Here is a 19,818-nt window from a genome sequence, read left to right as displayed (position 1 = left end):
AACTCTAAGGAGCGACTTATGATCTCAATATTCTCTAATTGGAAAATTATTACCTTTATAGTTTTAATTATTTTTTCACTGCTTTTTTTTGTTATTTTTAAAGTGTTATCAAAGATTTTAATCGATGCTTCTATGCAAATAGACTGGGGTAGAAAAATGTTGGCTAAGGTAGATAATCCTTTAATACGGCTTGTAGAAGGGAAAAATATAAATATCGGAGCTAATTTATTACATACGGGAGAAAGACTATACAATATGGGAAAAATATTTCAAAAAATACTTTTAGCTTTGAGTATAGTTTTCTTGCTTGGAAGTATCTTTTTCTTGATTCTATTTTTTATTTCCTAGTGCGTTGTAATTGTTTTTTGGCTGATTTCTTACTCTTGACTCAAAATATAAAGTTATGATACCATAATACACATCAATAGAGTAGTAAAATTTAACCCCAATAATCTCAAACAAAAGGAGCAAAACATGAACCCGACAAATAATGTTCGTCCCCCGATGATGGGGGAAACGGTGTGGTTTTATTGCAAAAAATGCGGACACCGTTTTATGGAAAAAAACAGAGAGAGGGCTGATTCCTATGCTTGCTTCAAGTGCAACAACCAAATGTCCGAAATGCGGAGGAACTGCAAAATACGACAATATGATGGTGGTTTATTGATTCATTTTTTAGTTTGTGAATTTGAATAATTAGGAAACATAGGAAATGAATAAGAATTTAAAAGAAAAATTCTCTCTTGGCGATATTCTCTTTGTGGATCGAGGACTTTATCAGCATTACGGTATTTATGCAGGTAATGGCAGGGTTATTCACTATGCCGATAAACTCGGAGATTTCGGAAACGATATCTGCATTCAAGAGGTAAGTTTGGAAGCCTTTGCAAAGGGTGCCGAAATAAAGATATGCAATCTGCCTTCTTCGGTCAAACAATATACCGGAGAGGAAACCGTAGAAAGGGCTCGGTCCAGACTGGGGGAAGCAGAGTACAATCTGATTTTTAATAATTGCGAGCACTTTGCCGTTTGGTGTAAAACAGGTATTTCCGATTCCTCGCAGGTAAACAAGGTCTTAAAAGGAGCTGCCTATGTTGCAGCAGGGCTTACTCTTGCCGCAGCAATTTACGGAATATTAAAAAATATAGAAACGGATAGCAATGATTAATTTTTGAATTTTCTCTATGATTTTAACATACTATTGACTATGTTTCTAAAATTGAGTAAATTCTATTATGTACCTTAATTTAAGGATTAGTGTATGAGTATAAAAACTGATATTCTTTCACCGAATGATCCTCTTTTTACGCATTTTTTTATAAAGTTCAAATGCGAGTCTTGCGGAATAATTATAGAAAATAAAGACAGTGCGGACTTATACAAAGCCGCAAAGTTGCCTTCTTGTCCGGAGTGTGGAGGTAAACTAAAAAAGATAAAAGAAAACATATCTGCCGATCTGAGGAAAAGATATTAGATGAATATATTTTGTAACTAAATATTAGAATATGTCTTTAATATAGAGCATTTATCATGCTGAAAATTATAACAATAAAATAAAGTCAGGAGATATTTTTATGAAATGCAAATATTGCGGAAAAGATGTTAGGCCTGTAGGCCCTAATTTGGAAAGTGACGATAACGGATATATGTGCCCTGCAAGTGTGACAAAAAAACATGTTATCACACCTGACGGTTCACATTGTATTCATTGCGGCCGTGAGACCAAAACTTTGGGAGACAGGGTTGTAACCAGCTACGGTATACGCTGTTCGGCATCTCCTTCAGGAAGTCACGCCTTACAGTAAATTAAAAATCAGGGCTTAGCGTTTTGATTAAAACCGTTAGGCCTTTAATTTTTTATTACTGTTTCATATTTCAGATAGTTTTTATTTATTCCTATAATACCGATCCATAAATTATCGCAAAAAACGCATATTTTTTTATTCCCCAAGGATAGATGTTTGATATTTTCTAAAACTTCATCGGCATTTAAAAACCAATTGAATTTCATTTTTTTTCCGTTATAAAAATCGTTTAGATAGCTTCTATTCAAAAAGATTTGAAGTAACCGCAGCTTTTCTGCCGTTTTAGGAGAGAAGGTAATCGCCTTTGCCGCTATTTCCGAAAGCTCAATTTCTTTCGGTTTGTAGAAAACCGTCTTATCTGCCGGCCTTGCATAATCCGGTTTGTAACAAGCCTCATGAGGTGATTCCGAAAAATCACCCAATAGAGAAAAACCGGCGGCATCTTCAAGTTTAAAGTTTCCCACAGCTGTTCTCCGCAAGGCCGAGACATAGGCACAGGAGTGAGCTTTTTTTGCTATATCTCTTACAAGGGAGCGGATATAGGTTCCCTTTGAACATTCTACACTTATGTGTGCATACTTGATTTTTGTATCAGTGTTTATGTTTAAAAAATTCCTTTCTGTAAATTCCAAACCGCCATCGGTAATTATTCTTTTAAGATTGAGTTTATAAATTTCTATTTCCCGTTCTGCAATTTCTATCTTTTCTCCGCTGCGTATCCTGTCGGAAGCCCTCTTTCCGTTTATTTTTATTGCAGAAAATTCGGGCGGCCTTTGGAGTATTTTGCCTAAAAAAGAGGGGATTGCTTCCGTTAAATTTTTATAAGAGGGAAGGGGGGCTTTCAACACCGGCTCGCCCTCAGGATCGAGGGTATCCGTTTCTGTTCCGAATTCCATCCATGCTTCGTAAGTTTTCTTTTCGGCTGAAATTATATCGGCAAGTCGGGTTAAGTGCCCTGTAAGAAGAACCAGAAGACCGTCGGCAAAAAGATCCAAGGTTCCGGTATGGCCTACCTTCTTTGTCGAAAGGGCTTTTTTTACAGCCGACATTGAGGCAAAGCTGGTAAGTCCCGCTTGCTTTGCAAACGGGACTATTAGGTTTTTATTTTGTTCCATTTTTAAGATAGGTCTTCATCAGGCTCGGTAAAGTACTCAAGGTTTTCAAGTTTGTTTACCATGTCGATTCCTTCCTTTATACTTTTATCGAATATAAAGCTGAGTTCGGGACACTGCCTTATGTGAAGCTTTTTTGCAAGGCTTGTTCTTATAAAGCCCGATGCATTTTCCAAGCCGCGGACTCCCTGCTTCGTCTTATGCTCATCTAAAAAGCTTGAAACATAGACCTTAGCATAGGCAAGATCGCCTGAAACAATTACCCTGTTTACCGAAAGAAGAGAAGAAACTCGCGGGTCTTTTATTTTACCCGAACAGATAAGGCTCGAAATTTCTTCCCTTATCTGCTCACCCAATCTTGCAAGCCTAAACTCACTCATTTGTTTCAGTTCCTTCTTCTTTGATTTCCGGAGCCTTGTATTTTTCGCTGTCGCTCAATTTTCTGGCAACCTGAATCATCTCGATAATTTCTAACTGATCATCGACCTGTATATCGTTAAAGTCTTCGATACCAATACCGCATTCAAAACCTGCCGCAACTTCTTTTGCATCGTCTTTGAATCTCTTCAATGAAGAAAGTTTTCCGGAGTGAACGACTATGCCGTCTCGGATAACGTGTACTGCACAGTTTCTCTTTACGACACCTTCAAGAACATAACAGCCTGCAATCTTTCCGATTTTGGGAACCTTAAAGGTATTTCGAACTTCGACCATACCGATAACCTGTTCTTTAATATCGGGCGAAAGCATTCCTTCCATGGCCATCTGAATTTCTTCAACAGCCTTGTAAATAACGGTGTATTTTCTTATGTCAACCTTTTCCTGATCGGCCAAAAGTTTGGCCTGAGGAGTGGGGCGTACATTAAAGCCTATGATAAGAGCGTTCGAGTCTGCGGCTGCAAGCATAACATCGGAGTCATTGATGGCACCTGCAGAAGCGTGTATTACGTTGAGCCTTATTTCGGGTGTGGAAAGTTTTTCCAAGGATTGCTTTAAGGCTTCTACCGAACCTTGAACGTCTCCCTTGATGATAACCTTGAGCTCCAATATTTCGCCGTCATGGATTGTTTCATAGAGGTTATCGAGGGTAACCTTCTTAACATTCCTTGAATCTTCAAAGCGTTTGAGTTCCTGCCTCTTATCCGAAATCTGGCGGGCAATGCGTTCCGAATCGGTAACTTGGAAGGGGTCGCCTGCATTGGGCATACCTTCAAGACCGAGAATTTCTACGGGCATACTGGGGGTCGCTTCATCGATTTTTTCTCCCCTGTCGTTAAATATGGCTCTTACACGGCCCGAATAAATACCTGCAACATAAGGATCTCCCGTCCTCAAGGTTCCGCGCTGAACGATAATTGTTGCAACAACGCCTCTTCCGTGGTCAATGCGGGATTCTATAACCTTTCCTTCCGCATTGCATGTATAGTTGGCCTTAAGTTCAAGCACCTCGGCTTGAAGTAGGATTGTATCAAGGAGGTTGTCCAATCCCAATTTTTTTAGAGCCGAGATTTCGACAAACATGGTGTCGCCGCCCCATTCTTCGGGCATGAGTCCCAATTCTGAAAGACGGGTCTTAACCTTGTCTACATTTGCCTCAGGCTTATCGACCTTGTTTACTGCAACTATTATGGGAACCTTTGCATCGCGTGCATGATTTATGGCCTCGATTGTTTGGGGCATAACGCCGTCATCGGCAGCAACTACCAAAACAACTATATCGGTAATTTCCGCTCCTCGTGCACGCATCATGGTAAAGGCTTCGTGGCCGGGAGTATCGAGGAAGGTAATTTTTCCTCCGTGGGTGTTTACCGTATAGGCACCTATGTGCTGTGTAATGCCTCCGAACTCTCCCGCTATAACATTGGAGCTTCGGATTGCGTCAAGGGTTTTTGTCTTACCGTGGTCAACGTGTCCCATTATGGTTACAACGGGAGGCCGCGGATTAAGATCCGATAAATCGTCTTCCTTGCTTTCGATAACCGTCTCATCATAGAGGCTTACAATCTTGACATCGCATTCATATTCCGATGCAAGAATGGTGGCCGTGTCGGCATCGATGGACTGATTCATGGTAACCATCATTCCCATGCCCATGAGTTTTCCGATAAGCTCAGAAGCCTTTAAGTTCATCTTTTTGGCCAATTCTGAAACGGAAATAGATTCCATTATCTCGATCTGTTTAGGAATATTGTGAATTTTTTCCTTTTGCTTTTTCTTTTGATTTAAGAGGCGTTCTTCAAAAAATTCGTCTTCCTTGTTTTTTTTGTTATATATTTCTTTTTTGGCCTTGTGGGCTTTTTTATTTGTTTGAGCCTTGTTTTTTTCGACAGGAATCGGTGCGGGAGCTGCTCCTGGCCTTGAGCCGCCGAAGCCGGGCTTGTTTTGGGGTCTGTCTCCCGGTCTGCTCTGCTGTCCGCCTTGGCCTGTTCTAAAGCCTTGCTTTTTTCCGTCCGAGTAGGCACGGGCTTGGGCACCCGAAAAATTGCTTTCACGGCGTCTGCCTTGGCCTGTCTGTCCTTGACCTCCGGGTCTTTGAGGCCGGTTACCTCCCTGACCGCGGTTATTTCTTCGGCCCGAATCGGCCAAATTACCGGCCTTTACATTGGGTCTCTTGCTTGTAAAATCTATCGATTCTATCGAGGAAGCTGCCGGCTTTTTTCTTTCAGGCTGTTTTTCTTCTTTTTTTGAAGCATCCGGTTTTACCGAATCAGAAATTCGCTTTTCATTTTGTGCAGAAGACTGCTCGCTCCTCTTATCTTCAGTACGAGGTGCCGGCTTTTTTGTTTCTTCAACCCTTTCACCGGTCTTTTTTTCTCTTACAGCGGTTTCTGCAGGTTTTGAGTTTTGCGGCTGAGCTTTTTTAACGGAAATAATCGGTTTTCCGGAAGTTTTTCCGCCGGAGGATTCGTCCGAAGAAGATTCGGGCTTCTTTGATTTTCCTGCCGCATTTTTTGAAACTTTGACAACGACTTTCTTTTTAGCGTCAGTTTTGCCGGATTCAGGTTTAGAATCTGCAGCTTTACTGCTTTTTTTGTTGAGAATTACATCAGGTTTATTTGTATTTTCTATATCCATATTACTCCTACTCTTCGTCCTCATATTCGAAAGCAAGATCTACTCCGCAATTGGGGCATTTTGTCATATCTATTGTTATTTTGTGACCGCATTCAGGGCATTCAAATTCTTCAACCTCATCATCAGAAACAGGTTCGCTTTCTTCTTCATCGTCTTCTACAACTTCAACGGCATTAGCTATAATGTCAAGAAGAGTATCTGCCATCTCGGCGGTAAGACCTTCCAAGGCTCTGATTTCGTTATCTTCCATATTTATCAAATCTTGTATGTCTTCAATTCCGTTATTTTTTAATACTGCCAGAATGTCTTGGGTAATTCCGGGGAGCTCGGAAACATTGGAAATTTCCTCATACTCTTCCTCTTCATCCCTAACATCATATTTGGCGTCATCTTTAAATAAGTTTTCAACAGCCTTTCTGGCATCTGTGTAAATCGGCATTTCTTTAAACTGCTCTTCTGTTTTTACATCGATATTCCAGTCGACAAGGCGGTTTGCCAAGCGGACATTTAAACCTTGCTTTCCGATTGCCAATGATAATTGGGAGTCTGATACTATTGCAAGGGCAAGTCTCTTTTCTGCATCCAAGATCATAACATCCATGACCTCGGCAGGAGAAAGGGCACTTTTGATATAGGCCTTCGGATCTTCGGAGTAGGGCAGAACATCTATCTTTTCATCATCCAGTTCTGCAATAACTGCCTGAATTCGTGCTCCCTTCGCTCCAACGCAGGCTCCTACAGGATCTACATCATCCCTGTCTGTTGAAACCGAAATCTTTGTCCTGTAACCGGGTTCTCTTACGATATTATGAATTTTTACTATTCCGCTTTCAATTTCGGGAACTTCAAGCTCTAAGATCTGTCTTACAAATTCCGCATCTGTTCTTGAAAGGATGAGCTGAACCACATTTGACTGACGGTGTTTTTTTACTTCCCTAACCAAGGCCTTAATTCTTGACTCTTCTCCTGCGGCTGCATTCCTTCCGAAGTGATCCCGCGGAGACTGATATTTTTTAGGCAGTAAGCCTTCGACCTTTCCCAAATCTACATAAATATTTCCGTTGCGTTCCCGGTGATAATAGCCGATTATGATTTCGCCTACCTTTGTGCTGTATTCGGCATAAAGAGAGTCTTTTTGCATTTCTCTTATACACTGAATGGCTCTTTGCATTCCGACTCTTACGGAGTTAATGCCGAGACTTTTAGGATCGATTTCAACCAAAAGCTCATCGCCGGCCTCGCAAGCGGGGGCAAGTTTTTGAGCTTCTTCCAAACTTATATCAAAAACATGGCTTTTTGCATTTTCCGTTATTATTTTTTTTGAGTATATTTTTCCTGTTTCTTCATTAAACACGGCATTTGCATCTGTTCCGAATTGTTTTTTATAAGCCGCTTTTAAAGCCTGCTCTACAATGTGCAAAACAAAATCGTCATCAATCCCTTTTTCTTGTGCAAATTCCCGAATCGCTTCGATTATTCCTTCAGACATTTCATTCAATCTCCTTAACAAAGCTAAAATTATTCTTAAAGATTACATCTGGCTTTTTTTATATCCTGATACGGAATGCGAATGTCTTGATTATCAGAATTTAAAATAATGCCTTCGGAATTTACTTCTTTTATAATTCCGTGCCGCCAATCAGTAATACTATTATCCCAAATTTGGGCTTCCTCGCCTACAAAGGCATAAAACTCAACTGCCCGCTTTACAAGCCTGTTGATTCCCGGAGAACTTACTTCCATCGTTACATCTTGCGAGCCTAGCAGGGCTTCAATACGGGGTTGAAGACTTCGGTGCACCGAGGTACAGTCTTTGATACCGACACCTTTTTCGGATTTTATTACCGCCTTTACCTGCCAAACATCTTTTTTGTGAAGAACATTAAGATCTACCAGCTTAAAGCCTAGTCCTTCAACAAGAGGTTCACATTCAGAAAAGTACGGAATATCTTTTTTTTGAATAAGTTCCACTCCAACCTCCTCTCAAGATACCCTTTGCATACAAAAAAGGAGCCGTTTGAACGACTCCGGATACATAAGGATAATATATGTTCTGAGACTGATAGTACCATAAAATCGAAATATATTCAATACATACATATGGAAAAATATTAAGTTTTTTTATTTTTTAGATTAAAAATATTAAAAAAAAGCCCGTTTTAGGCCTTAATACTATTGACAGTTATGCGAAATAGCTTTATAAGGTAATTTATTATTACTATATTTTGGGAGGTCGGCCTAATGGAAAGAAAGGATTACATTAGCGATTCTGAGTGGAAACACTTTATGAGTTTTTCAGAAAATCTGGAAACGCCCTGTGTTGTTATCAACCTAAAAACAATCAAAAAAAATTATCAAAAGTTAAAGGAAAATTTCCCTTATGCGGATGTTTTTTATGCAATCAAGGCTAACCCGCATGAAGAAATTATTAAGATGCTCAACGAGATGGGCTCATATTTTGACATAGCTTCACGCTATGAACTTGATAAGGTTATGAGGCTGGGTGTAAGCCCTGAAAGAATTAGTTATGGTAACACCATAAAGAAAGCAAAGGATATTGCCTACTTTTATGAAAAGGGTGTCAGAATGTTTGCAACAGACAGTAAGGACGACCTTAAAAATATAGCTCAATTTGCTCCCGGTTCAAGAGTTTATGTGAGAATTCTAGTTGAAAACACTACCAGTGCCGACTGGCCCTTGTCAAGAAAATTCGGCTGTCATCCCGATATGGCTTACGACCTTTGTATTCAGGCTAGAGATTCGGGTCTTATTCCTTACGGTATTTCTTTCCATGTAGGAAGCCAGCAGAGGGATATCGGTCAGTGGAACGATGCCATTGCAAAGACAAAATACCTCATGGGTTCTTTGGAAGAAGAAGAAGATATCAAACTTGAGATGGTAAACATGGGAGGCGGATTCCCTGCTTCTTATGTTACACCTGCAAACGATTTAAGCGAGTATGCTTCCGAAATTAACCGATATTTGGAAGACGATTTCGGTGATGAACGCCCCCGAATTATCTTGGAACCCGGCCGCTCCCTCGTAGGCGACAGCGGTATATTGGTAACCGAGGTCGTTATGATTTCCCGCAAAAACAATACCGCCCTGTTCAGATGGGTATATCTCGATACTGGTCTCTTTAACGGCCTTATCGAAACACTAAATGAGTCCTTAAAATATCCTATCGTTACAGATAAGGATGAGGGCTGCAAAAAATGGGGTGAGGTCGTTTTGGCAGGTCCCACATGCGACAGTATGGATATTATGTATGAGGATTATAAGTACAGTCTTCCGACCAACCTTAAGCCCGGGGACAGGGTATACTTCCTTACAACCGGAGCTTATACTTCCAGTTATGCTTCAGTAGAATTTAACGGCTTTCCGCCGATTAAAACCTATATAATGAAGTAAAGCTTTATTTGAAAGAGGCCGGCCATGTTAAAGACCCTATATAAAATTGCGGCTTTGGTTATTTTTAGTTTTTTTATTTTTTCTTGTTCCGAAAAGGAAGAAAAAATAGGTACTGAAAATAAGGGAGCACAAGCTAAGGTTAATTCTCCGGCCGGCCTTATTTCGGAAAAAAAAGATAAGGATGTTCAATCGGCCGGTAGTAAAACTGATGCGGTTGAAGACCTATATCAAAAGGCCTTAAACGAGGCCTCGGTTATTTTTGAATTTAATACAGTAAACAAGAAAATAAATTTAAGCATTAAAGCTGATGAAAATATCAAAATTGAAGGAGCTGTTCCTTCGGAAATCTCTGCCGACGGCTCGGAAACCGAAATATTTGTATCAAAAAATTCTCTAGCCCTCTTGGGCGATGTAAAAGAGCTTAAAATTCATGATACCGAAATTTTAAGCGGAGTTAAAATAATCAAGGCTCAATCTTTAAAGCTCTTGGATATCTCGTTTTCGGGGTTAAAGAATATAGAATTTGCAGATTGCCCTTCTCTTGAAGCCTTAATCCTTGAAGGCAACAATAAAATGGAAAAGCCTGATTTTTCTTCTTTAAAGGGCTTAAAACAACTCAATATTGCAGGAACAAAAATTCAAGATATGGATTTTTCGATATTTCCTAGACTTGAATACCTTGATATAAGCTCTGTAAACTTAAAAGCCCTTGACATTTCAAAAAACCTTGAACTTAAAGAGCTTTATTGTGAAAATTCGGGTTTAACCGATCTTGATTTAACCAAAAACATGAAATTAAACCTTCTTAATTGCAGGGCCAATAAACTTACCGATCTGATTCTTTTTCAAAATAAAGAGTTAAAGCATCTGGATTGCGGCAAAAATGAACTTGATAAGCTTTTGGTAAGCCTTAACACAAGGCTTAAAAAACTTCATTGCGATGAAAATAAAATAGGGGACTTAGACCTTTCTTCTTTGAAAGAGCTTGAAGAACTTTATTGCCACCGCAATAAAATAGAAAATCTTACAGTCAGTTCAAATCCCAATTTAAAAACTCTTTTTTGTTTTGAAAATATGATTAATGAAAAATCGATGAAGTCTCTCTTTGATTCTTTAATCGCAGGGGACGGATATAATTTTAAAACTCTTGTAGTCTATGCCGAAAAAAATCCGGGCCTTATATACAAGGCTGATGAATACTTTGACAGGAATTTTATTCCTACGGAAGAAATGCTGAATTCTTCTTCCTTTAAATTTTGGAAGGTTTACTTTACCCTTTACGGCCTTGAAGATATGGGCGGAATAATCGACTCCCTTGTTCAAAAAACGGGAGACTCTTTTTAATCTATTGACTGAATCCTTGTCTTTTTGTAAAATGAGGCCATGAAAATTTGGATAAAATATCTTATAGGTTCTGCTTTGGGGATTGTAATTGCAGTCCTAGCTTCTTCCGATAGTGAGTTTTTTAATGCCGCTGTTGATTTTACTTCTAATATAGCTATTCAATTCGGCCGCTATTCCCTTTATCCCGTTTTATTTTTCGGCTTTACCGTAAGTATATCTAAATTGCGCGAAAGCCGCTCCTTATTAAGACTTTCAATATATATTGCCTTATTCATTATTCTTTCGTCCTTTTTGGCGGCTCTTTTGGGCTTGGTTTCAGTGTCCATAAGCTCTCCTGCCAGGATTCCGATATTTGTTGAAGAGACAAGCTCTGTGGAAGGCTTAGGGGTTGGCGAGTCCTTTTTACGCCTCTTTCCTTCAAGTGCCTTTGAAGCCCTTATGGACGGCCTTTATATTCTTCCCCTCTGCATCTTTGCAGGCTTTGCGGGAGCTGCTTGTGCTGTCGATAAAAATATTTCAAAGCCTGCTTTAACACTCTTTGATTCTCTTTCGAGAATTTCTTATGCCGTTATGGCTTTCTTTGTAGATATGTTTTCAATCGGGCTTATAGCCTTATCGGTTAGCTGGTTTATCAAGTTTCAAGCCATGCTTTCTACCAAATTTTTTACCAGTTTGGTTGTTCTTTTATTGATAGATTTTTTTATAATAGCCTTGGTCATATACCCTATAATCTTAAAAATAATATGCAGAGACGTAAATCCTTATAAGGTGCTCTACGCTTCGATCGCCCCTGTGTGTGCAGCCTTTTTTTCTGGCGATACAAATTTAACATTGCCTGTCTTATTGCGTCATTCAAATGAGAGTTTGGGGGTAAGAAGGAGAATCTCTTCCGTATCATTGCCTGCTTTTTCGGTTTTCGGCAGGGCTGGGAGTGCGATGGTTGTTACCATCAGTTTTATCGTAATTTTAAAGTCTTATTCCAGTTTGGGAATAAGCGTAAAGGATATGTTTTGGCTTGTAGGTGTTTCAACCGTTTTTTCGTTCTTTTTAGGCCGTTTTCCGGTAACGGGAACCTATGTTTCCCTTGTTGCAGTTTGTGCGATATACGGAAGAGGTTTTGAATCGGGCTTTTTGATTTTGCGTCCGGCAGCCTTTTTTATAGGTTCGGTAGCTGCCGCCATTGATGCCTTAACCGCCATGGTAGGAACATATATAATCGGCCACCTATCTAAGATGACCAACACACGCACTTTAAGGTTCTTTATATAAGAACTTTGAGATATTTTAATATTGTTAAAAAAGGAAGAGAGAAATGAACTGTATTTTTTTGGGCCCGCCGGGCGCAGGAAAGGGAACCCTCGCTTTTGAGGTTTCAAAATCGTATAAGATCCCGCATATTTCGACCGGAGATCTTTTTAGGGCTGCAATAAAGGATCAAACCGAGTTGGGAAAAAAGGTTAAGGCTGTCATTGATTCCGGGGCCTTGGTAAGCGACGATCTTACAATCGCCCTTGTAAAGGAGAGATTGGAAAAGGATGACACCAAAAACGGTTTTATACTAGACGGCTTTCCGCGGACAATTGCTCAGGCCGATGCCTTGAAGCATATCGTAAAAATCGATTCCGTTATCAACTTTGATATAAGCGATGATGAGGTTATCCAGCGTCTTTCAGGAAGAAGAATTTGCTCCTCATGCGGCCAAAGTTTTCATATAGAATTCGTAAAGCCCAAAAAAGAAGGCCTTTGCGACTCTTGTTCGGGAGAGCTTATTACCCGTCCCGACGATAAAATCGAAGCCATCCAAAAACGCCTCGAAACTTACAGACATCAGACAGCTCCCTTAATCGACTATTATGGAAAAAAACACCTGATCGTAGATATAGATGCCCGCCCATCATCGGACAAGGTATTGGCTTCTTTTGAAGCGAAGTTTCCGCATTAAGTACAAAGTGCGAATGACCTAAGCACAAAGTGCGAGTGTCGAAGTACAAATGGCATTCGCACTTTGCCGTTTGATAAAAACTAGTTTTCTGTGCTCGATATTTCCTAATTTTTTTAAATTTTACTACCTATTACAAACAATCTCTATAATAATTATGAAAGAGGAAATTTTTCTTCTTTTAAAAAATTATTTAAGAGGTAAAATATGGAAAAATTATTTAAAATAACCCTCCGCAATGATTACGCTTTTAAACGTATATTCGGAACAGAGGAAAATAAGGATGTTTTACAGGATTTTTTAGAATGTATCTTAGACATTCCGCCTGAGAACATCGCAGGATTGGAACTCTTGGACAAGGAGTTTCATAAGGAGCTTTTAAGTGAAAAGTTAGGTATCTTGGATATCAAACTACGGCTAAAAGATGAAACCTTTGTAGATATCGAAATTCAAAATAGGTGGCATCGTGATTTTCCTGAAAGGACCTTATATTATTGGTCTAAAATGTATAACGAGGGTATAAAACAAGGCCAAGACTATACAAATCTTCCAAAATGTATTACAATAAACTTGATAGGGGAAGGCTTTAATAAAAATAGGCGTTTACACAACAAGTATGTTGTATTGGAGCAAGATACAAAAGAGCCCTTAGTTTCAAAACTTGAGATTCATATATTAAACCTTGAAAAGGCAAGGCTCTTAAAAAAAAAGTCAGTGCAAGAATGATAAAATAAAACGCCTATTAAACTGGCTGAAATTTATCGAAACTGAAGATCCGGAGGTAAGAAATATGTTAGCACAAGAATCACCGATGATGAGAAAGGCAAATGCAACAATAGAATTAATGAAAATGAGTCCTAAAGATAAATGGCTATATGAATCCCGCATGAAATACGAACACGACAGAGCCTCCTGCATAAGTGAGGGCTACCAACAAGGTATTGAAAGAGGTCTTGAACGCGGCTTTGCTGATGGTGCATACCAAAATAAGCTTGAAACTGCAAAAAACTTGCTTGATATAGGGCTTGCCGTAGAAATTATTTCAAAAGTTACAGGTCTTAGTAAAGAAGAGGTGGAGAAGCTGTAAATTAGGGGGAAAGGGAAACTTGTTCTGGAAAAGTCAATACTAGTACAGACCCTAAAGCCCCTAAAATTATAATTTAAGCAACTTTTATTGAAGCTGCTTTTTGCCTATATACAGAAGGAGGATATCCTCCTTCTGTAAAAGTATTGATTCTTAACCTGTTGTAGTAGACCATGATGTAACGCCATACAATTGATCGGTATGGGAATTGGTATACTTATAGGGCTATTATTTGAAGCATTACTATTAGCTCCTGCCCTCGTTCTTTTTGAAAAGTAGAGGCGATATCAAGAAAATAATTCCCCCTTTGCGTAGCTCAAGCCAAGGCTTGAGCGCCTTTGCGCCCCTTGCGATTCCTTTCACAAGTCTTTACATTATTTATTAGACTTAAAATAAAAAAACTAGGCCGTTACGGCCTTTCTTCTTAGAAAGGTAAAATGAACAGCCTAGTTTTTCAATTAGGGAAACTTATGATTAGTTTACCCTTCAGTGCTTAGATATGCTCAAATCTTGCTGTAAAGAAGCGGAGCTGTTTGGGTTCGTAAACGAACTTTAAGCCCTTTATGTCTTCTTTGTGCTTGTAAAGCTTGATTACGGCATCTGCTACCAAATCCATGTGCTTATAGGTATAAACACGGCGGGGGATGGTTAATCGGACGGTTTCAAGTTTCGGGATATGGTTTTCGCGAGTTTTGGGGTCGCGTCCTGCAGAAACAATACCGCGCTCCATACTTCTTACTCCCGATTCAATATAAAGCTCTGCTGCGAGGGCCTGAGCGGGGAATTGGAGCTGATCCAAGTGGGGGCAGAATCTTCTTGCATCGAGGAAGACGGCATGACCTCCTACGGGTTCGATGATGGGAACTCCTGCTTCCAAGAGCTTGTCGCCCAAATAGCGAACCTGCTTGATTCGGTGTTCGATGTATTCAAACTGCAAGGCTTCTTTTAGACCGATGGCCATAGCTTCCATATCTCGGCCTGCCATACCGCCGTAAGAGGGCATACCTTCAAATACGACAACGAATTCTTTTGCAGCCTGGAAAAGCTCTTCGTCATTCATGCAGAGGAAGCCTCCGATGTTTACGATACAGTCTTTTTTACCGCTCATGGTGCATCCGTCGGCGTAGCTGAACATTTCTCTTACGATTTCTTTGATGGTTTTATCGGCATAACCTGCTTCCTGCTCTTTGATAAAGTAAGCGTTTTCTACACAGCGGGTTGCGTCATAAAAGACCTTGATACCGTGTTTTTTTGTAAGCTCGCGTACAGCCTTCATGTTTTTCATAGAAACGGGCTGACCGCCTGCAAGGTTTACCGTAACGGCCAAACATACATAGGCTATATTTTCGGCACCTTTTTCGTTTATAAGTTTTTCAAGTTTATTGAGGTCGATGTCTCCCTTAAAAGGAACATTTTTGCCTGCATCATGGGCATCATCGTTTATGATGTCTACGAAGATACCGCCGTTTGCTTCTTGATGGTAGCGGGTGGTGGTAAAGTACATATTTCCGGGTACATATTGGCCGGGCTTAATTGCTATCCTTGAAAGAAGATTTTCGGCACCGCGGCCTTGGTGGGTGGGTACAAGATGCTTAAAGCCGAAAATATCTTGTACTGTTTCTTCCAAGTGATGAAAGTTGCGGCTTCCTGCATAGGCCTCATCTCCTATCATCATACCGCCCCATTGCTTGTCGCTCATGGCATTTGTTCCCGAGTCGGTAAGAAGGTCAATGTAAACATCTTCCGAGTTAATAAGGAAGGTGTTGTAACCGGCTTCCTTGGCAACCTTTGCCCTCTGTTCTTTATCGATCATCTTAACAGTTTCTACAACCTTAATTCTAAAAGGTTCCGCAGGATAATTTTTAATATCCATAAAAGTCCTCCATCTGTTAGTATACAGAAAATGATATGCGGGAAAATTCCCGATTAACTATAACATAAAGGCAAGGTATTGTCTAGTTAGTATAAGATGTGATATAAATATTATATGAAATTAAAAAAAAGCCGGGCTATCTTAAATTTTATATTGTTTTTTAGCTTTTTTATCAGGATTGCAGCAGAAGATGATGCCTTTCCTACAATCTTGGAAGAAGCTAAAAGATACTTTGCCGATATAGACTGGACTGTATCCGAAACAATCTCATCAGCGCCCATGGCAGAACCTTTTACATTAGAAGAGATAAGGGCTGATAGTTTGAGTGCCTATGGAGATACAGCTTTAGAAGAAGGGATTTTCCCTTCTTTAGACGGACTCGGTGTCTTGGATTATACCGGCATCGAAAAATCCGTATTGAATTTTTTGGACAGTTTAACCTTACAGTTTAAAGAAAACAAGGTGGATATAAACATTTGTTCAAAAGAAAAACCTTTTTTACCGTATCTTATAAATTACAGGCTTGATTCCTTTAAGCCCATAGTATCCGCCTTTTACGGCAGACCTGAGCACAAGGCCGATAAAAATATAAAGACCCTTTTTAAATGCAATATAAGGGGTGAAGATAAAATCTTTTCCGTTATTTTTGAAGTTTCCCTTATTTTTAATGAAGAAAAATGGTATCTTGATTCTTTCGATGTTGTTGGAGAGAAAAATGAAAAAAGCTCTCAATAGAATCGAGTATGAGTATATAGCCGATACCTTTGTCAGAGAAAAGCCTCCTTTAAGCATTCTATGTAATAATGCATTTGTAAAAATAGACTCTTTTTTTTATAAAATTATAGATGGGTATATTTTTTTTAAGGCGGACGGAGTTGAAGTCAACGATGATATAAAGGTTTTTTTTAATCATAAAAAAAGGCCTCTTTATTTTCTTAGCAGAGTAGAAAAAAAAGACGGCATTTTAGTTTTTAAGATTTCGGATAAATTTTATAAACATGATGATGAGTTAAAAAACTGCCAAATTTCATTGCGGAATTCTTCAGGGGTTAAACTGAAGGCCGGTATTTCAAGAGATTTTACCCTTAGTTTTCCTTATCCTCCGGTTGTAGATGATGAAGAAAGTGAGGCCTTTTTTTCCCTTTGCTCTAAGGTTTCGGCTATGATGAACATAAGTGCAGATAAAATTCCGGGTGCTTTTTTTTACAGGCTTTATGAAACGGCGATAAAACACAAGACCCCCGATTTTAGTCCCTGCCTCTTATATGCAGATGCCGATTTTTTGCTTATTTTTTGTGTTGATAAAAAAGCGGAAGACATTTCGGCTTTACAAACGGCTCAAATGGAAATATCTTTTGACCGCCGAAATGTTAAGTGCCTATCAACATTTTCTTTTTATCTCCCAAAGCTGCAACTTGATTCTTCAGGTGAGAGCTGCGGAGTTCTCTGCCTTACAATTAAAAGCATTCAGGAAGAAGACAAACGCTTTTTACACGAAAAGGCTCATTCAAGTAAGTACGGGTATCAAAAAACTAAGTTTTAATCCAATCTTAAATCGAAATACCGTGCTTTTTTTGAGGGTATTTTTTTAGCATTGCAACGCCGTTCTTTTTCTTGTTAAAGATAAAACCTCCGTCCCAGTACTCTAGGGCTGCAAAAAGGGCGTTTCCGCCGTCGTATTCATCGCTTTGGTCTGTCCTAAATGAAACATAGGCTCCAAGGTTTGCAAAGTCCTGTTTATGCAGACACTCCAAACGTTTTCTATTGAATTCGTTCCACTTGTCTATTTCTTTAAAGCCTTCTCCTTCGTCTTCAACGATTAAGTGTGCATGGGTGGAGCTGAATTCGTACCATACCTTTACTTTTTTGGAAGGATTACAACGGTTTCCGTGTTTTACTGCATTTTTAATAATTTCGCTGATTTGTTGTTCCAAGAGGTTGATTCCCTTTATTTCTAAGGGGGCTGATTGTACTATTAAAAGAGTAAAATATCTGATTTGTCTGAAATCGGACGGAAATTCTTTATATAACATCCCTGTTTTATCGAATAAGGGACTTTTTTCATCAACTATAAGTTCTTTTATACCTGTCATAGTCTTGTCCTCCGTTTAGCTTTCCATTTTTTGTAATGCTTCTTCCAAGCTGTTTGTTATCGGAAAATATCCCATCAGCTTTGTAAGTTCTATAACCTTTTTCACGGAACCGTGAATATTTGTTATAAACAGCCTTAAATTCATTTTCTTTACGGTAGAGCAGATATAAATCAATGCTCCTATTCCTGAAGAGTCAATGTAATCCACGTCTTCAAGATTTATAATCATACATTTTATTTGACGCTCGATCATTTTCATAACAAGCTCTTTTAGTCTGTATGAATTGTATAGGTCCATTTCACCGCTTACGTCAATGATGTAAACCTCTTTGTTTTTTCGGATTTTTAGTTCCATAACAATCTCCTTAACAACCTCTCTATTATCTAGCCTTAATAATCAGCAAAGTGCGATCATCATGAGTCTGGGCCTTTCCTATAAACGAAACCATATCGTTTTTTACTTTATTTACTATTTCCTTTGAAGGTTCGGAATGATTATCAGCCATGATTTTTGCTAGTCTGGCGGCTCCGTACTGCTCGCCTGAGGTATTAAGCGTTTCGATAATACCATCAGTATAAAGTGCGGCAACATCTCCCTTTTTCAAAGGAACCTTTATGCTTTTATATGTTGAACGGACATCTATACCTATAGGATCCGTTTTTTGCTGGAATAATTCAATCTTGTTTTTTTCTTTGTTCCATATCATCATAGCCTGATGACCGGCACCTATGAATTCTATCGTATTTGTCTTTGGTTCATAGGATAAAAGAGAAATACTTGCAAAATGGTCTATGTCTATCTTTCCTGTGATTCCCTTATTAAGCCAGTCCAAGATAGCTTCCATATTTTGGTCCGTGTTTGTTATAAGGTAGAGGATTGCCCTGATCATAATCATAATAATTGCAGACTGAATACTTTTACCTGCAACATCTGCAAGGACTATAAATATTCTTTTTTGCTGAACAATTACATCATAGTAGTCGCTGCAAATACCCCTCTCCTGTAAAAAAATATTCTCCGATTTCGAGGCCGGGAATCTTTTTTAAATTTTTTGGTAAAAGAATTTTCTGAATTTTTGCAACAGTATCTGTGATATTTTCTATTTCGGCATGTTCCGAGGCTTCCAAGATGCTTACTGTAAGGTTAATCATTTCTGCCGCAAAACCGGATAAGCAGTCGCCGGCTCTGAGTTCATTTTCAGAAAAAGGAGCCTTATCGGGACGGCGTGATACGGCTGCAACACCGACTACAACTGTGTTTACCATGAGCGGGAAGAAGATTAGGCTGCCGTGCTGTAAAAATTCTTCGCTTCCGTTATCGGGCAGCAAGGGATGTTCTTTTCCGCTTTTAATCAGGAGATTTTTTTCCTCCGGAGGCAACTTCGGTAAATATAGAGTTTCCCATTTCAAATTGGGCATATTTAAAGTTGGAAAAAACATGGTCTTCTCTGCGTGCAAGGTCATCAGGTAATTTGTACGGAGGGGGAAAGGATCCTACCAAGGCCTTGACTGCCAATACGTCTTCAAAACTTTGTACTGCAAGGACTGCCGCTCCGTCAGCCGATAATTCCGTTAAAAAAGACTCGGCAATGTATGTAAACATATCTGAAGATATATCTTTTTTTCCAACAATTAATCTGTTTGTCTTTTGAAGCATTAGCCGTGCTGTGTTTATAATTTTGCGTGCCCGTAAAGACTCTTCAGAGGGGAGATTTTGTAATTCTTTAATATAGTCTGCATTTGCCTTGTCTTTTTTGATCTTTTCGATTTGATCCTTAAGGTATATTTTTTCGGATAAGGTCATATAAACGGTAAAAACAATTACAACAACCAATAAGCCTATATTTAAAATAATGTAGTTTTTAAAAACTATAGAGGCTGCAGCACTTATACTTATTATGAGAGTAGAGGCCAAGGTCGAATATGTCAACAAAACAAAGGGCCTTGATACCTCTCTAGCCTTTTTTTTGTTTATAGCCGTAATTCTTATGAGAAATAATAATAATAAAGTAGTCAATACCGAAAGAGTAATCAATGCATAAAAGTCAAGAGAATCAATTTCTTTCATCGTAGTAATTCTATC

21 protein-coding genes and 1 pseudogene are annotated in these 19,818 nt (G+C 39.1%); 11 read left to right on the top strand and 11 right to left on the bottom strand.

Annotated features, from left to right (window positions below; genetic code table 11):
- Nucleotides 1–18: 18 nt before the first annotated feature.
- From E4O00_RS08310 to E4O00_RS08295, 4 genes are all read left to right on the top strand, one after another.
- Nucleotides 19–348: a hypothetical protein gene (locus E4O00_RS08310; protein ID WP_253676919.1), complete on the top strand. Its 330-nt coding sequence runs from the start codon at nucleotides 19–21 to the stop codon at nucleotides 346–348.
- Nucleotides 349–712: 364 nt separating this feature from the next.
- Nucleotides 713–1,168: a lecithin retinol acyltransferase family protein gene (locus tag E4O00_RS08305; protein WP_253676918.1), complete on the top strand. Its 456-nt coding sequence runs from the start codon at nucleotides 713–715 to the stop codon at nucleotides 1,166–1,168.
- A gap of 93 nt (nucleotides 1,169–1,261) precedes the next feature.
- Nucleotides 1,262–1,474, top strand: a complete 213-nt coding sequence (locus tag E4O00_RS08300) for a hypothetical protein (RefSeq protein WP_253676917.1) — start codon at nucleotides 1,262–1,264, stop codon at nucleotides 1,472–1,474.
- 100 nt (nucleotides 1,475–1,574) lie between these two features.
- Entirely contained in the window at nucleotides 1,575–1,805 is a 231-nt protein-coding gene (locus E4O00_RS08295; protein WP_253676916.1) for a hypothetical protein, read from the top strand.
- Nucleotides 1,806–1,849: 44 nt separating this feature from the next.
- Here E4O00_RS08295 and truB read toward each other — a convergent pair whose 3' ends face one another.
- Genes truB through rimP form a run of 5 tightly spaced genes read right to left on the bottom strand, consistent with a single transcriptional unit; the run spans nucleotide 1,850 to nucleotide 7,963 of the window.
- The gene (gene truB / locus E4O00_RS08290; protein WP_253676915.1) at nucleotides 1,850–2,920 is read right to left on the bottom strand and encodes a tRNA pseudouridine(55) synthase TruB; all 1,071 of its coding nucleotides are present in this window, start codon (nucleotides 2,918–2,920) and stop codon (nucleotides 1,850–1,852) included.
- Nucleotides 2,921–2,922: 2 nt separating this feature from the next.
- Complete coding sequence (gene rbfA, locus E4O00_RS08285; protein ID WP_253676914.1) at nucleotides 2,923–3,297, bottom strand: 30S ribosome-binding factor RbfA; 375 nt, start codon at nucleotides 3,295–3,297, stop codon at nucleotides 2,923–2,925.
- On the bottom strand, nucleotides 3,290–5,992 hold the full coding sequence (gene infB, locus E4O00_RS08280; protein WP_253676913.1) for a translation initiation factor IF-2: 2,703 nt from the start codon (nucleotides 5,990–5,992) through the stop codon (nucleotides 3,290–3,292). Before infB ends, rbfA begins: the two co-directional genes overlap by 8 nt.
- A gap of 7 nt (nucleotides 5,993–5,999) precedes the next feature.
- On the bottom strand, nucleotides 6,000–7,481 hold the full coding sequence (gene nusA, locus E4O00_RS08275) for a transcription termination factor NusA (RefSeq protein ID WP_253676912.1): 1,482 nt from the start codon (nucleotides 7,479–7,481) through the stop codon (nucleotides 6,000–6,002).
- Nucleotides 7,482–7,516: 35 nt separating this feature from the next.
- Nucleotides 7,517–7,963: a ribosome maturation factor RimP gene (rimP, locus tag E4O00_RS08270; protein WP_253676911.1), complete on the bottom strand. Its 447-nt coding sequence runs from the start codon at nucleotides 7,961–7,963 to the stop codon at nucleotides 7,517–7,519.
- A gap of 270 nt (nucleotides 7,964–8,233) precedes the next feature.
- Between rimP and E4O00_RS08265 the strand changes: the two genes are divergently transcribed.
- From E4O00_RS08265 to E4O00_RS08245, 5 genes and pseudogenes are all read left to right on the top strand, one after another.
- A complete protein-coding gene (locus E4O00_RS08265; RefSeq protein ID WP_253676910.1) occupies nucleotides 8,234–9,403 on the top strand; it encodes a type III PLP-dependent enzyme in 1,170 nt (389 codons plus the stop codon).
- A gap of 24 nt (nucleotides 9,404–9,427) precedes the next feature.
- Nucleotides 9,428–10,747: a leucine-rich repeat domain-containing protein gene (locus E4O00_RS08260; RefSeq protein WP_253676909.1), complete on the top strand. Its 1,320-nt coding sequence runs from the start codon at nucleotides 9,428–9,430 to the stop codon at nucleotides 10,745–10,747.
- A 39-nt stretch (nucleotides 10,748–10,786) separates the two neighbouring features.
- Complete coding sequence (locus E4O00_RS08255) at nucleotides 10,787–12,016, top strand: dicarboxylate/amino acid:cation symporter (RefSeq protein ID WP_253676908.1); 1,230 nt, start codon at nucleotides 10,787–10,789, stop codon at nucleotides 12,014–12,016.
- Between the two features lie 43 nt (nucleotides 12,017–12,059).
- Complete coding sequence (locus E4O00_RS08250) at nucleotides 12,060–12,689, top strand: adenylate kinase (protein WP_253676907.1); 630 nt, start codon at nucleotides 12,060–12,062, stop codon at nucleotides 12,687–12,689.
- Between the two features lie 204 nt (nucleotides 12,690–12,893).
- Nucleotides 12,894–13,773, top strand: a pseudogene (locus tag E4O00_RS08245) (Rpn family recombination-promoting nuclease/putative transposase).
- A 490-nt stretch (nucleotides 13,774–14,263) separates the two neighbouring features.
- Here the strand turns inward: E4O00_RS08245 and E4O00_RS08240 are convergent.
- On the bottom strand, nucleotides 14,264–15,643 hold the full coding sequence (locus E4O00_RS08240; RefSeq protein ID WP_253676906.1) for a tyrosine phenol-lyase: 1,380 nt from the start codon (nucleotides 15,641–15,643) through the stop codon (nucleotides 14,264–14,266).
- Between the two features lie 114 nt (nucleotides 15,644–15,757).
- Here E4O00_RS08240 and E4O00_RS08235 point away from each other — a divergent pair, with 114 nt between their 5' ends.
- Nucleotides 15,758–16,378 carry a hypothetical protein gene (locus tag E4O00_RS08235; protein ID WP_253676905.1) on the top strand — a complete coding sequence of 207 codons (621 nt, stop codon included), beginning with the start codon at nucleotides 15,758–15,760 and terminating at the stop codon, nucleotides 16,376–16,378.
- On the top strand, nucleotides 16,359–17,186 hold the full coding sequence (locus E4O00_RS08230; protein ID WP_253676904.1) for a hypothetical protein: 828 nt from the start codon (nucleotides 16,359–16,361) through the stop codon (nucleotides 17,184–17,186). The genes E4O00_RS08235 and E4O00_RS08230 overlap by 20 nt, the downstream gene beginning before the upstream one ends.
- 7 nt (nucleotides 17,187–17,193) lie before the next feature.
- Here E4O00_RS08230 and E4O00_RS08225 read toward each other — a convergent pair whose 3' ends face one another.
- From E4O00_RS08225 to E4O00_RS08205, 5 genes are all read right to left on the bottom strand, one after another.
- Nucleotides 17,194–17,736 carry an ATP-binding protein gene (locus E4O00_RS08225; RefSeq protein WP_253676903.1) on the bottom strand — a complete coding sequence of 181 codons (543 nt, stop codon included), beginning with the start codon at nucleotides 17,734–17,736 and terminating at the stop codon, nucleotides 17,194–17,196.
- A 15-nt stretch (nucleotides 17,737–17,751) separates the two neighbouring features.
- Entirely contained in the window at nucleotides 17,752–18,090 is a 339-nt protein-coding gene (locus E4O00_RS08220; protein ID WP_010696721.1) for an anti-sigma factor antagonist, read from the bottom strand.
- A gap of 25 nt (nucleotides 18,091–18,115) precedes the next feature.
- Complete coding sequence (locus E4O00_RS08215) at nucleotides 18,116–18,634, bottom strand: PP2C family protein-serine/threonine phosphatase (RefSeq protein WP_253679691.1); 519 nt, start codon at nucleotides 18,632–18,634, stop codon at nucleotides 18,116–18,118.
- A 73-nt stretch (nucleotides 18,635–18,707) separates the two neighbouring features.
- A complete protein-coding gene (locus tag E4O00_RS08210; RefSeq protein WP_253676902.1) occupies nucleotides 18,708–19,064 on the bottom strand; it encodes a hypothetical protein in 357 nt (118 codons plus the stop codon).
- Between the two features lie 19 nt (nucleotides 19,065–19,083).
- Nucleotides 19,084–19,803: a hypothetical protein gene (locus tag E4O00_RS08205; RefSeq protein ID WP_253676901.1), complete on the bottom strand. Its 720-nt coding sequence runs from the start codon at nucleotides 19,801–19,803 to the stop codon at nucleotides 19,084–19,086.
- Nucleotides 19,804–19,818 lie beyond the last annotated feature (15 nt).

It is taken from the genome of Treponema sp. OMZ 788, from assembly GCF_024181245.1.
Taxonomy (GTDB): domain Bacteria; phylum Spirochaetota; class Spirochaetia; order Treponematales; family Treponemataceae; genus Treponema_B.
This window is presented reverse-complemented; position numbering and strand designations above follow the sequence as displayed.